The sequence below is a fragment of the Mesorhizobium sp. L-8-3 genome (assembly GCF_016756615.1).
GTDB lineage: Bacteria > Pseudomonadota > Alphaproteobacteria > Rhizobiales > Rhizobiaceae.
The window spans coordinates 6,455,476-6,468,092 of the sequence record NZ_AP023262.1 but is presented as its reverse complement, the minus strand read 5'-3'; the positions used below and the strand labels follow the sequence as shown (position 1 = coordinate 6,468,092).

Genomic DNA, 12,617 nt, shown 5'->3' with positions numbered 1-12,617 from the left:
AAGCTTCATTTTCTAGCCATTACAGCTTGTAGCCGATCTTTCGCAGCAGGTCTTTCCGCCACGCAATGTCGTCGTCGGTTTCGACACCCAGCGGCGAGGCGCCATCCACCACGCCGAGCACGCCGCGGCCCAACTCCGTTTGCGCGACGATCACCTGTGTCGGGTTGGCCGTCGCGCAATAGATGCGGCAGACCTCCGGCACCGCGCGCACCGCAGCCAGCACGTTGACGGGAAAGAACCCGTCGCCCAGGAAGATCAAGAAAGTGTGGCCGGCGCCGATGGCCAATGCGTTGTCGCGCGCCAGGGCGAGGGAGGCCTCGTCATTGCCCGACCAGCGCACCAGCCGCTTACCGGAGGCCTCGCAGAAGGCCAGCCCGAAGCGGATGCCCGGAACCGCGCCGACCAGTGCCTCGTGCAAGTCTTCGACGGTCTTGATGAAATGCGACTGGCCGAAAATGAAGTTGGCAGCGTCCGGCTTGACAATGGGCACTACGGTGAAGTCCATGGCTGCACTCCTATAGGGTGAGCTACGCGATCCATGGTAGGCCGCCGGACGGTGATTGCAAGCCGTCCGACCCTGACCCAATGCGCCTTTCACGGGAGCTGTCCAGATGCGGCGAGAGGGCGGGCCCGGGCTGACCGATCCGCATCGCTTTCCGCAGCGCTTGCTTTCCGTCCCAATCTTTATCAGCCACGACGGCGGCCAGAACTTCGCCGGCAAGGCCGGCCGGACGCCATGCCCGGGAGCGCGATGGAAGTCGACACGAACGACGGTGCCGGCTGGACGGAACCGATCATCGTTCCGTCGCACCTCATTCATCGAGCCCGCGGATGTCCGCGCCATCGAGGCAGTAGGGGGCGTAGCGGAAATCCCTGATGCTGACGACCTCGTCCTCAAGCCACTGTAGAAGCATGAAGCCGCGAGGCTTCAGATCCGATCCGGCGGGATCGTGGACGAGGATGGCGGGGTTGCCGTCGACAAAACCGAGGGAGAGGACCCAATCCACGGCTCGGTCATAGTTTCCGAAGTAGTTGGACACTTCCGCCTTGCCGCGCATGCGGGTGCGATTGACGACCTCAAGCTGGACATCTTCGGCGACGAGCGCGCGCACGGCATCGAAATCGCGCGCGTTGAAGAGATCGACGTAGCGGCGGAGGCGCTTCTCGTCGTCGGCGTCAAGCGCGGGCCTGGCAATTTCTTCGGGCTCCGCAGCGAGCGATCGAAGCTGCGCCCGGCCGCGATGCAACGCCGCTTTGGTGGCGGCGAGTGTTGCGCCGGTGACGTCGCAGGTCTCGTGCAGGCTCAGCCCGAGAACATCTGCGAGGATGACTGCGCTGCGATGGGCGACCGGCAGCTGCATGAAAGTCCGAAGGCTGGTCTGGGCGATGTGACGGGCGTCGGCGCGGCCGGAGGGGTCTTCGATCGTGGTCATGTCGGCTTCGCTCATTCGCGACCTTTCCCGGCTACGGCGGCGCAGGTGGTCCTGGGTGGCATTGTGGGCGATCCGGAACAGCCATCGCTCAGGCTGCTCGACCGTGATGTTGCCGTCGAGCGCATTGAGCGCTTTCACAAACGTCTCCTGCACGATGTCCTCGCCGTCGATCACCGAACCGGACATGCGCGCGCAGTATCTGTGCAGCCTTGGGCGGAGACCGGCGAGCATGGCATCCAATGCCGGCCGATCGAGTTTTTGCGTGCTCGCGTTCATCGTCTCCGGCAAGGTCCCATCTCTATCGGAAGGTTCGAGCGCCATGGTCTAGGTCGCCGGCTCGGCAGCGGCAAGCATTCGATGGTTGCCGGCTATCCTTGCCGGGGATCGGATGATCGCGGTCGAGCGCCGGTCCGCGTGGTTCTCGGTAAAGGCCTTGAAAGCAGCCAGCCGAGGCAAGGGAGAGGCTTCGTCGCCGTCAAGCGTTCCGACAATATGGACGAACTCCCCGTCGTCCAGTTCCAGCACCAGATATTGCAGGCCCTCGGTTGCGGACTCCTCCAGTTCCTGGAACACCTTCGCGATCAAGGCACGGTTCTCCGCCACCCCTGCCGCTTTCACCCCATAACGTACGACTGCGTAGTTCATTGTCTTTGTCCAACTCATCGTCGACCTGCCGTGAAGACGCCCGCCGACGGCAAAAAGATTCTCGCCAGTGGATGAATCTTTTTGGCTATCGGCACCGTCTTTCATGCGAGGGCCGTTCCAAGACAGGAAGAGAGGCCGCGAAAGAGGAGAGAGTCATGACCTATGTGGAAGGTTTCGTCGCCGCAGTGCCTGCAGCGAACAAGGATGCCTATATCGAACATTCCGCCGCCGCGGCCGCGCTTTTCAAGGAGTTCGGGGCGACCCGCGTCGTCGAGGCATGGGGCGACGACGTTCCCGACGGCAAGATCACGGATTTCAGGCGTGCGGTGAAGGCGAGGCCCGACGAGGTCATCGTATTCTCGTGGCATGAATATCCTTCCAAGGAAGCGGCCGACGCTGCCTATGAGAAGGTCATGAGCGACCCGCGCATGCAGGCGATCGGTGCGGCCATGCCTTTCGACGGCAAGCGGATGATCTATGGCGGCTTCACGCCCCTCAGCATCAAGAATGCCGGCGGCAAGACGGGTTATGTCGACGGATCCCTGATGCCGGTTCCGGCCTCCAGGAAGGAAGATTACCGCGACCTCGACACCAGGATATCGGCGGTCCTGATGGAGCACGGCGCAACGCGGGTTGTCGACGCCTGGGGCGACCACGTCCCCGACGGCAAGGTCACCGACTACAAGGGGGCCGTGCTGGCCTCGGGCGACGAGAAAGTCACCTTCTCCTGGATCGAATGGCCGTCGAAGGAGGTTCGCGACGCCGGATGGGAGAAGGTGATTGCCGACCCGCGCATGTATCCGGATCCGGATGCCATGCCCTATGACGAGAAGCGGCGGGTCCACGGCGGCTTCGTTCCGGTTCTCGATATGTAGTCGCTGACGGCGAGAAATCGATCATGGCCGGAGAGGCGGATTCTCGTTGCGCCTCTCCGGGACGTTGGCGGAGCACCGGACTTCGGGTCGTGCCTACCAACCCGCGAAATCCGCAAGCGCGGTCCGGTCGATCTTTCCCGATGCCACGTCCGTCAACGCCTGGTCGAGCAGCGCGACGCCGGCCGAAGCCTCTTCCTTGGTCAACGTCAGGGGCGGTGTGAATTCCAGCACATTCGAGGACATGCCCACATAATAGAGCACCAGACCGAGTTCGAAGGCGCGGTAGGCGGCAAGCGCGGTTTCCTGTCTGGCCGGGCTCTTCGACGCCCGGTCGGTGACCAGTTCGACGCCGATCGCGAGCCCGCGCCCTCTGACGTCGCCGATCAAGGCATGCTTCTGCTTGAGCCGTTCCAGTTCCTGCATCAGGTGCCGGCCGATTTCAGAGGCACGATCGGCGAGCCCTTCGCGTTCGATCGTCTCCAGAACGGCGAGCGCCGCGGCCGCACAGACCGGGTTGCCGTGCACGGTCTGGAAGGAAAAGGCCGGGCTGTGGTTCATGATGGCCTCCGGCCCGACCGCCGCCGAAACCGGCAGGCCTCCACCGAGCCCCTTGCCGAAGACCACGATGTCGGGCTCGATGCCGAGATGGTCGAACGCGTGCAGCCTGCCGCTGCGTCCGAGCCCGACCTTCACCTCGTCGGACACGATGAGGATGCCGTGCTGCCGGCAGATCGCCTCCACCCGCCGGAAATAGTTCTCCGGCGGGACAACCATGCCGCCGTCGGACTGGATCGGCTCGAGAAGTAGGGCCGCCACCTCGTTCGGCGGGACCGGACCAGCCAGCAGGCTTTCGAGCTCGGCGAGCGCCGTATCGGCCGAAGTGTAGTCGCCACCATCCCGGTACGGGTTGGGGTAGGGGATCAATGTGAGCCCCTGCGCCTTCGGCACGCCCTGCTGCACCGGGTGGCCGGAAACGGCCATCGAGCCGGTCGTGCCGCCATGATAGGCGCCCTTGAAGGCGAGGATGCGCGGCCGCCCTGTTGCCGCGACGACGACACGCGCGACGGTCTCGTTGGCGTCGGAGCCTGAATGGCCGAGCCAGACGCGGCCCGCGGCGCGGCGCGGTACGATCGACAGCAGCTTTTCCGCCAGTTCCACCGCCGGCAGATTGGCGCTCGACAGATGGCTCGCGCCGGCCTGGTCGGAGAGCGCCCGCAGGACGGCGTCGCGGACAGCGGGGTGCGAATGGCCGAGGCTCGCCGCGCCCCAGGACGCCGAAAAGTCGAGCAGCCTTCGCCCGTCGTCGGACGTGAGATAGGCGCCCTTGCCGCCAATGACGGCCTGCGGGAAGAAGCGCAGATGGGAGAGGCGGGAGAGCGATTTGAGATCGCGTTCGTAGAGGCTGGGCATATCACCACCGATTGGGTAATCTTTTGTGACGAAGCGCTTCAGGTTTACCCCTCATCCGACCGCGCTTCGCGCGGCCACCACCCGGGGTGGAGCCACGGGTCTCCACCCGTCCTTCGGACCCCACAAGGGGAGAAGGGAACGCTTGCGGCAACGTCTGCGCTAGTCGTCGACGCTGGTGATTTGCGGAGCGGGGAAAGCTAGGCTCCCGCCTTCTCCCCTTGTGGGAGAAGGTGGCCTCGCGTAGCGAGGTCGGATGAGGGGTACCCAGCGCGATGCGAATGAAGGAAGAGCACCAGATTTCCCGACTTTGTTGCGTTCGCGAAGCAGGCATCTCCCTCACCCCTTCACAAAGAACCCCGACAACTCCTCGCTGCTGACCACGTGGCAGTAGATCATGTTGATGATCTCGAGTTCCCGGTCGTGGAGTTCCATGGTAGCTGCGGCGCAGCAATCGTCGACGACAACCACGCCGAAGCTCTCGTCGGCGAGGCTGCGCACCGTCGAGGAGACGCACTGGTCGGTGAAGATGCCGACGCAGATCACGTCCTTCACGCCCATATTGTGCAGGATGAGCCTGAGATTGGTGCCGGTCAGCGCGCTGTCCGTGGTCTTCAGGATGGTGATCTCGTCGCCTTTCGGCGTGAGTTCGGGAACGATCTGTCCTTCCTCGAGGTCCTTGGGCAGGAGCAGATAGTTGAAGCCCGGCTTTTTCTGGCTGAGCGAGCGGTCGCGGCCGTCGAGCTTGTGGCAGGCGATGCGGGCGAAGATCACCTCGACGCCGCGGGCGCGGCAGTCCTCGATCAGGCTCGCGACGTTGGGGATGACCGTGCCGCGCATACGGTCATAGAAGGGCTGCCAGCGGGCCGTTTCCGCCTCGGTGTCCTTCGGCGCGAGATAGGTGTTCTGGACGTCGATCACGAGCAGCGCCGTCGTCGACGGATCGAGCTGGATGTCGGCCGGCTCCTCGGCATTGGCGTAGTAGAAGGAACGGCGGTCGGTCTTCCAGCTCATGGGATCTTCTCCTTTCGGACGAAACGCCTTGCGATCAGTGTGCCGATCTCGCGTGTCGGGAAAAGGCCGCCGGGGCGCAGCACCAGCACCGCGACCATGACGAGCGACAGCACGATCTCGGTGAGACCGATGACGGGTTCGGCCGAGAACTTGGCCTGGTTGAGCGCGCCTTCCAGCCCGCGCAGCGCCTCATAGGCGATGGTGACGATGAAGGCGCCGACCACCGCGCCGGTGACGGTGTTGGCGCCGCCGATGACGAGCATCGACAGGATGAGGAAGGTCTCCTTGAGATAAAAGGCCTTGGGCGAGAAGGAGGTGATGAAATGCCCCCACAGCGCCCCGCCGATGCCGGCGAAGAAGGCGGCGACGATGAAGGCGCGCCAGCGCAGGAGCGGGATATGAGCCCCGATGGCCGCGGCTGCGCGTTCGTCGTCGCGGCTGGCGCGCAGCAGCTTTCCGGCCCGCGATTCCTTGAAGGCCAGCGCTGCGATCACCGCAACTATCGCGACCAGGGCAGACAGCCTCAGATCGGTCGCCTTGGGCAGGCCGAAGAGCGTGCGCGGCCCGTTGGTCAGCGCGCTCCAATGGGTCATCACCGTGTAAAGCACGACCAGCAGGGCGAACGAAGTGATGACCGCCGCCGCATCCGAAAGCCGCATCAGCGGATAGGAGAGGATCGCCGCGACCAGCGCCGCGAGCAGCCCGCCGACAACGATAGCAATGTAGGGCGAGATCACCACACCCTGCAGGAAGGGATAGAGATCGGGCAGCGCCATGCCCTTCATCTGGGCCGGAATGGTGAGCACGGCCGACGCATAGGCGCCGACACCCATGAAACCCATATGGGCGAAGGACAGGATGCCGGAATTGCCCATGAACACCTGCAGGCCGAGCACCAGCACCAGCGAGATGCAGAGATTGGTCGCGACGCGGTCATAGAGGCGGATGCCGAGCGCTTCGGTCACCACGACCGCCAGTATCACCAGGCCTGCGAGGATCGCGACAGTGGCAAGATGGTTCTTCATCGCGGCCTCACGTCCTTTGTCCCGAAGCCGGGCCCTTCATCAGCCCATCCGGCCGCCACAACAGGATCAGGATGACCAGGCTGAAAGTGAAGGCATCGCGGAATTTGAGCAGTTCCTGAGGCAGCGTGTAGTTGAGCGTGGTGTCGATCAGGGCGAGCAGGAAGCCGCCGATCACCGCGCCGGGGAGGCTGCGCATGCCGCCGATGACGGTAGCGATGAAAGCGACGAGCAGCGGTTCCAGCCCGATACCTGGCACCACCGTGCCGATGCGCCCGATCCACAGGAGTCCGACCACACCGGCGAGAAAGCCCGATATGGCGAAGGCGGCCGTGATGATGAGGTTGGCCGGCACGCCCAGCATGCGCGCCATGGTGAAGTTCGCGGCCGCCGCGCGCATGGCGATCCCAAGGACGGTGCGGCGCATCAGGAGCGCGAAGAGGGCGAGCAGCACCACGGCGGCGGCGATCGTGATCAGGTTGCGCATCGGGGTGACGGCGCCGCCGATCGTCACAGTCTGCGAGAAGATCTCGGGCAGGGGCACGGCCCGCGGGCGCGGCGAGATGAACAGCAGCGCCGCATTCTGCAGCAGGGTGGAGAAGGCGAAGGAGGTGATCAGCACAGCTGTCACCGATTTCGCCCGGACCGGGCGGAAGGCGACATAGTCGGTGGCGATGCCGGCGAGCACGGCCATGCCGACGGCCACGACCGCCATGACCAGCCAGGGCAGGGGAGAGCCGCCGAGCAGGAACATGGTGTAGCCGGCGACCATGATGAGTTCGCCATAGGCGAAATTCACCAGCTTCAGGATGCCGTAGACGATGACGAGGCCGAGCGCCATCAGCGCATAGGCGCCGCCCAGGCTCAGCACGTCGATCAGGAACTGCAGCGTGAATGTCACCGTTCGCCCCCGAGATAAAGCGCGCCGAGATCGGTGGCCGCGCCGATTTCATCCGCCGTGCCGCTGGCGGCGATCCGGCCCAGTCGCATCACATAGGCGCGGTCGGCAACCGACAACGCCTTGGCCACGTTCTGCTCGACCAGCACGATCGTGAGCCCCGAGGCCTTCAAGGTAGCGATCATCGCGAAGATCTGGTCGACGATGACGGGCGCGAGACCGAGCGAAGGCTCGTCGAGCAGCAGCACCTTGGGGCGTGACATCATCGCGCGGGCGATCACGAGCATCTGCTGTTCTCCGCCGGACAGTGTGCCGGCGGGCTGGGCTGCGCGCTCGGCCAGCCGCGGGAAGAGCTCGAACATGCGGGCGCGATCCTCCGCGACGCCCGCCGCGTCGCTGCGCCTGATATAGCTTCCGAGCGTCAGGTTCTCGTCGACGGTCAGGTCGGGGAAAACGTCGCGCGTCTCCGGCACGGTGGCGATGCCCCTGCGCACTACGGTCTCTGGCTTGGCCGAAGTAAGGTCCTCGCCATCGAGCCTGACCGAACCGCTGGTCGCCTTGAGCGCACCGGCGATGCACATCAGAGTGGAGGTCTTGCCGGCGCCGTTGGCGCCGAGCAGCGTGATCAGTTCGCCCTTCGCAGCGGAGAGTGAAATGCCGCGCACGGCGTTGATCGCGCCGTAGCGAACATCGAGACCAGATACTTCAAGCATGACCGGCCTCCGAACCCAGATAGGCTTCGATCACGGCGGGATTGGTGCGCACCTCCTGAGGACTGCCTTCGGCGATGGTACGACCGGATGCCAGCACATGGAGCCGGCCGCAGAGCCGCATGATGAGGCCCATATCGTGGTCGATGATCAGCAGGCCAAGCCCGCGCGATCGCGGCAGATCGGACAACAAGCCGAGCAAGGTCTCGGTCTCCGCTTCGTTCATGCCGGCCGCCGGCTCGTCGAGCAGCAGGAAGCAAGGGTCTGCGGCCAGCGCACGGGCGATCTCTACCCGCCGCTTGTCGCCGTAGCTGAGCACACCGCCGAGATCGTCGGCCTTGCCGGCAAGGCCGAATTCGTCGAGAAGGGTGGCCGCCTTGGCGCGGGCGACACGCTGCCCGTCGCCATGGGCGAGCGCTGCCGCCTCGACATTTTCGGCCACCGTCAGATTGTTGAAGAGCCGCACGATCTGGAACGAGCGGGTGATGCCTTTCAGCGCGATGGCGCGCGGCGGCAGCCCCGAAATCGTCTCGCTGTCGAGCGTGACGCTGCCGCCGGCGAGCGGCACCTGTCCGGTGATCGCATTGATCAGCGTGGTCTTGCCGGAGCCGTTGGGCCCGATCAGGCCGACGATCTCCCCGCCGCCGAGCGCAAGCGAGACGCCGTTCAGGGCGCGCAAGCCGGCGAACTCGACCGTGACGCCGGTCGCCTTGAGATGCATGTCAGGCATTTTCTTCTTCCGACGATGGAACGCATTGCCCAGCAGCCTGCGCCGCCCTCCCGAACCGGCCCCTCAGCCCGTAAGGATCAGGGGCTTTTCATTCAGTGGCGGCGTAGCCCGCCGCTCATGTCAGGGCGCCGGCAGCGTCTCCGGCGTGCGCCAGCCGAGGAAGGTCGGCTTGCCGCCCTTCAGCTCCACCAGAACGGCGGCCTTGTTCGGCACATGGCCTTCCTCGGCCGTCCCGTAGTCGAGCTCGCCCGTAAGCAGCTTGAACTTGCCGTCTTCGAGCGCCTTGGCGACCGCGGCTCCGTCGGTGCTGCCGGCGGCCTTCACGGCTTCGGCCATCATCATTACTGTGTCCCACCCCGTGGCGACGAAGGACGTGTCCGGCGCCGCGCCATGCATCGCGGTGTAGAGCTCGACGAATTTCTGCATGTCCGGATGGGCTTCCGGAGCCATGAAGGTATGGGTGACGAAGAACACGTCGTTGCCCAGCTTCTCGCCGAGGGCCGCATGCATGGCCGGATCGTCATAGGCATCGCCGCCCAGCACCGGCGCGTCGTAGCCGACCTCCCGCAGCGCGCGGATGATCGCACCGATGTCCTGCCCGTAGGAGGAGAGGAAGATCACGTCCGGCTTCTTTCCGAGCGCCTGCAGGCGCGCGAGCTGCGCGGAGAAATTGTTGTCGCCGTTGGTGTAGGTGTCCTCGAGGATCACTTCGCCGCCATTGGCCCTGTACTGGGCGACGAAATATTTGGACAGCGACTTGGTGTAGGCGATGAACTGGTCGGTGACCACATAGGCCGTCTTCCAGCCCTTCTCCTTGAATGCGAAGTCGGCGGCGGCCGCACCCATCGTGGTGTTCCACATGGACAAGGTGAACTGCTTGTCGCCGAGCGACCAGGACGAATAGAGCGGGTCGGACGCGCAGGTGGAGATGCCGACCAGGCCGGCTTCCTGGGCGGCACGTCCCGCCGGGCTGCCGAAGTCGAAGTCGCATGGCGCCATGATGAGGTTGGCGCCCTTGTCGACCAGTTCGACTGCGACATTGCCGACGGTCACGGGATCGGACTTGCCGTCGATATTGATGAACTCGACCTGCTTGCCGAGCACGCCGCCATTGTCGTTGAGATATTTGACCGCCACCTCGGCGCCCTTGACGCCCGGCGTGTCGAGCGGCGCCTGGACGCCGGTGAGCGACAGGGCGCCGCCGATCACGATCTTGTCGTCGGCGGCCTGCGCCGTGGTCGAGAGCAGCAGCAGGGCTGCCGCAGCACGCATGATGTGTCCCGATGTACTCATCTTCATTCCCCTTTTGGTGTTTATCGGTACTGTCGTCCTACGTTCCGGCCGCATGCGGAACCCTTGCCGACGCCGCTTCCCGGGCGCCGGCCCTTCCTCGTTACTTGCCTGATATCTCCCTGATCAGTTCGTCGGTGGAGACCTGCCGGCAATAGCCCTTGATGGTGCGAAGCGAATTGTCGTGCCGCTCCTGGCTGTAGGTGCCGCAGGCATCCGGCACCAGCGTCACAAGATAGCCGAGATCGCAGGCGTCGCGAACGGCCGACTCCACGCATTGATCGGTGAGCAGGCCTGCCATCACGACCTGCCGGACGCCGAGATTGCGCAGGAGATAGTCGATATGGGTCGAGACGAAGACGCTGGACGACGATTTCGGGAGCACGATCTCGTCATCCCCCGGGGCGAGCTCGTCGATCACCTTGCCGTCCCATGATCCCTTGGGCACGTTGAAGCCGGTGATCTTGTAGTCGAGGCTGCGATCGCGCCCGTCCTTGGTCAGGTTCTCGATCGTGGTGTAGAGCACCTCGATGCCCGCCTCGCGGAAGGCCTTCTGCAGGCGCTGCATGTTGGGGATGGCCAGCGACCGCAGCCGATCGAAATAATAGGCATATTGGCCCGAGATTTCGGCGTCGGGCAGGTCCTTGAACTCGCCGCCATCGCGCCGCACGGAGAAGTTCTGCACGTCGATGAAGAGCAGCGCGGAAGCCTTCGGGTCGAGCGGGATCTCGCGCGTCTGGGGGAAATCAGCGGCCATGGGCAGGGTCTCTCGGGGTTGCGGCGGCGGCTAGGACAGCGGCGACGAGCGTGGCCCATCGCTCCTGACCGTCGCGGTCTGAAATGAGGTCGTTGCGGATCTCGAGCAGGACATGCGGCAGGCCGCGACCCTCGCCGTGGACCGGGATCGTGTAATCCGACAGGTCGTCCACGATATAGGGCTGGTTGTGCGCGCAGGGGACGTCGGGACGGGCCGAACCGAGCTCAGCCAGGAAGGCTTCCGCGAAGCTCGGGTCGCGATTGGAGAGGGCGCCGACGAACCAGGGCCGCGACGTGCCGCCGACCAGCTTCGGCGTGAAGCTGTGGGCCGAGACGAGGATCGTTTCCTCCGCCGATGCGGCCCGCTTGTCGAGCATTTGGGCGACCTTGCGGTGAAAGGGCTGGTGGATTTCCTCGAAGCGCCGCCGCCGATGCTCGACGCCAAGCCCGGCATTGGCCGGAACCGGGGTCCTGTCGCTTACCTCGGGAATGCAGTCCGCTGCTTCCAGGGGGCGGTTGCAATCGATCACCAGGCGGCTGTAGCGCTGCAGCACCAGCGGAGCGTCGAGCAGGGCAGACAGCCGGCGCGAGAAACCTTCCGCGCCCACGTCATAGGCAATGTGACGATCCATCTCGGAGTCGGATACGCCAAGGTCGCCCAGGCTCGCCGGCACGGCCCGGCCGGCATGCTCGCAGGTGATGAAGAATCGCGAGCCGCCATCGGGATTGACGACCTCGACAGGCTCGGGATCCAGTTCCGAAAGCACCCCGATGTCGGCTTCGATGGACTGCAACATGAACTCCGGTGACAAGCGGATCTCGCGTGCGGCGTGGTTGCCGACCGTCCCCGGAGTGAAGGAAAATTTTCGATCATAGTCAACGAAATTTTTACGTTTGACTAATTTTTTTCAGCATGAATAATGCAGCGGAAAAATCCCATCAGGCAAACTCAGGACTGTTGCGGCGTCGATGACCGTGCGCGAGACGATCAGGCGGGAAGCGGGCAATCTGACGGCAAGCGAACGCAAGGTCGCCAATGCCGTGCTTGCCGACTATCCATTCGGCGGCCTTCAGACCATCCAGGAACTGGCGGAACGCTGCGGCGTCAGCGCGCCGTCGATCACGCGTTTCGTCGCGAAGATCGGCTTTGGCGGCTATCAGGAGTTCCAGCGCCAGTTGATCGGGGAACTGCGCGAGGGCGGTCGGTCGCCGCTCGACCTGAAGGCGACGGAGAAGTTGGGCAAGGATGAGGAGTTCCTGGCCGACTATGCCAGGCGTGCGGCAGCAAGGGTCGAGGAGATGGCGGCCGGCGTGTCGCCGGAGCAGTTCGACGCCGTCGTGCGGCTGGTCGCGGACCCGGCCCGCAACATCTTCGTGATCGGCGGGCGCGTCAGCGACAGCCTCGCCATATTCTTGTCGATCCATCTCCAGCAGATCCGGCAGAAGATCTTCCATCTGCCGCCCAATCCCGAGCATTGGCCGGACCATCTGCTGCGCATGCGCAAGCAGGACGTCTTCATCGTCTTCGATTTCCGCCGCTATCAGGGGAATCTGGTGCGGCTTGCCGAGATCGTCGCTACGAAACGGCAATGCTCGATCGTGCTCGTCACCGACAAATGGATGTCGCCCGCCGCCCGGCACGCCGATATTGTCTTGGCGCTGCCGATCGAAAGCGAGACCGCATGGGACACCGTCGTCGGTGCCGTCGCCCTCCTGGAAGCCCTGATCGTCAAGGTTTCGGAAGCCGACTGGCCGGCGACACGCAGGCGCATAGAGGCATGGGACGAGCTTCGCCTCGTTCCGCCGGGAAACAGGGACGACGACAATGCGTGAGGAA

The 12,617-nt window shown here is 64.6% G+C and carries 14 protein-coding genes; 2 read left to right on the top strand and 12 right to left on the bottom strand.

The features are described from left to right. Window positions 1–19: 19 nt before the first annotated feature. The 3 genes from JN302_RS30040 to JN302_RS39300 form a co-directional block, all read right to left on the bottom strand. Window positions 20–505, bottom strand: coding sequence for an adenosine-specific kinase (locus JN302_RS30040; protein WP_202307947.1), 486 nt, complete (start codon window positions 503–505; stop codon window positions 20–22). A 307-nt stretch (window positions 506–812) separates the two neighbouring features. Further along, window positions 813–1,709, bottom strand: a complete 897-nt coding sequence (locus tag JN302_RS30035; protein WP_202330124.1) for a sigma-70 family RNA polymerase sigma factor — start codon at window positions 1,707–1,709, stop codon at window positions 813–815. Between the two features lie 48 nt (window positions 1,710–1,757). Continuing rightward, window positions 1,758–2,183 (bottom strand): hypothetical protein, encoded by a 426-nt coding sequence (locus JN302_RS39300; RefSeq protein ID WP_244846005.1) that lies wholly within the window; start codon window positions 2,181–2,183, stop codon window positions 1,758–1,760. Window positions 2,184–2,233: 50 nt separating this feature from the next. Here JN302_RS39300 and JN302_RS30025 point away from each other — a divergent pair, with 50 nt between their 5' ends. Continuing rightward, on the top strand, window positions 2,234–2,953 hold the full coding sequence (locus JN302_RS30025; RefSeq protein WP_202307944.1) for a DUF1428 domain-containing protein: 720 nt from the start codon (window positions 2,234–2,236) through the stop codon (window positions 2,951–2,953). 93 nt (window positions 2,954–3,046) lie between these two features. On the opposite strand, the gene JN302_RS30020 is transcribed toward JN302_RS30025, so the two are convergent. From JN302_RS30020 to JN302_RS29980, 9 genes are all read right to left on the bottom strand, one after another. Next, window positions 3,047–4,363 carry an aspartate aminotransferase family protein gene (locus JN302_RS30020; RefSeq protein WP_202330123.1) on the bottom strand — a complete coding sequence of 439 codons (1,317 nt, stop codon included), beginning with the start codon at window positions 4,361–4,363 and terminating at the stop codon, window positions 3,047–3,049. Window positions 4,364–4,699: 336 nt separating this feature from the next. Continuing rightward, window positions 4,700–5,374, bottom strand: coding sequence for a cysteine hydrolase family protein (locus tag JN302_RS30015; RefSeq protein ID WP_202330122.1), 675 nt, complete (start codon window positions 5,372–5,374; stop codon window positions 4,700–4,702). After that, on the bottom strand, window positions 5,371–6,399 hold the full coding sequence (locus JN302_RS30010; protein ID WP_202307941.1) for a branched-chain amino acid ABC transporter permease: 1,029 nt from the start codon (window positions 6,397–6,399) through the stop codon (window positions 5,371–5,373). The genes JN302_RS30015 and JN302_RS30010 overlap by 4 nt, the downstream gene beginning before the upstream one ends. A gap of 7 nt (window positions 6,400–6,406) precedes the next feature. Continuing rightward, complete coding sequence (locus JN302_RS30005; RefSeq protein WP_202307940.1) at window positions 6,407–7,297, bottom strand: branched-chain amino acid ABC transporter permease; 891 nt, start codon at window positions 7,295–7,297, stop codon at window positions 6,407–6,409. Continuing rightward, window positions 7,294–8,007 carry an ABC transporter ATP-binding protein gene (locus tag JN302_RS30000; protein ID WP_202330121.1) on the bottom strand — a complete coding sequence of 238 codons (714 nt, stop codon included), beginning with the start codon at window positions 8,005–8,007 and terminating at the stop codon, window positions 7,294–7,296. Before JN302_RS30000 ends, JN302_RS30005 begins: the two co-directional genes overlap by 4 nt. Next, the gene (locus JN302_RS29995) at window positions 8,000–8,734 is read right to left on the bottom strand and encodes an ABC transporter ATP-binding protein (protein ID WP_202330120.1); all 735 of its coding nucleotides are present in this window, start codon (window positions 8,732–8,734) and stop codon (window positions 8,000–8,002) included. Before JN302_RS29995 ends, JN302_RS30000 begins: the two co-directional genes overlap by 8 nt. A 120-nt stretch (window positions 8,735–8,854) precedes the next feature. Next, the gene (locus tag JN302_RS29990; protein WP_202307937.1) at window positions 8,855–10,027 is read right to left on the bottom strand and encodes an ABC transporter substrate-binding protein; all 1,173 of its coding nucleotides are present in this window, start codon (window positions 10,025–10,027) and stop codon (window positions 8,855–8,857) included. A 100-nt stretch (window positions 10,028–10,127) separates the two neighbouring features. Then, entirely contained in the window at window positions 10,128–10,781 is a 654-nt protein-coding gene (locus tag JN302_RS29985; protein WP_202307935.1) for an isochorismatase family cysteine hydrolase, read from the bottom strand. Then, window positions 10,771–11,577: an N-formylglutamate amidohydrolase gene (locus JN302_RS29980; RefSeq protein WP_202330119.1), complete on the bottom strand. Its 807-nt coding sequence runs from the start codon at window positions 11,575–11,577 to the stop codon at window positions 10,771–10,773. The genes JN302_RS29985 and JN302_RS29980 overlap by 11 nt, the downstream gene beginning before the upstream one ends. A gap of 172 nt (window positions 11,578–11,749) precedes the next feature. Here JN302_RS29980 and JN302_RS29975 point away from each other — a divergent pair, with 172 nt between their 5' ends. Next, window positions 11,750–12,613, top strand: a complete 864-nt coding sequence (locus JN302_RS29975; protein ID WP_202330118.1) for a MurR/RpiR family transcriptional regulator — start codon at window positions 11,750–11,752, stop codon at window positions 12,611–12,613. The last annotated feature ends 4 nt before the right edge of the window (window positions 12,614–12,617 follow it).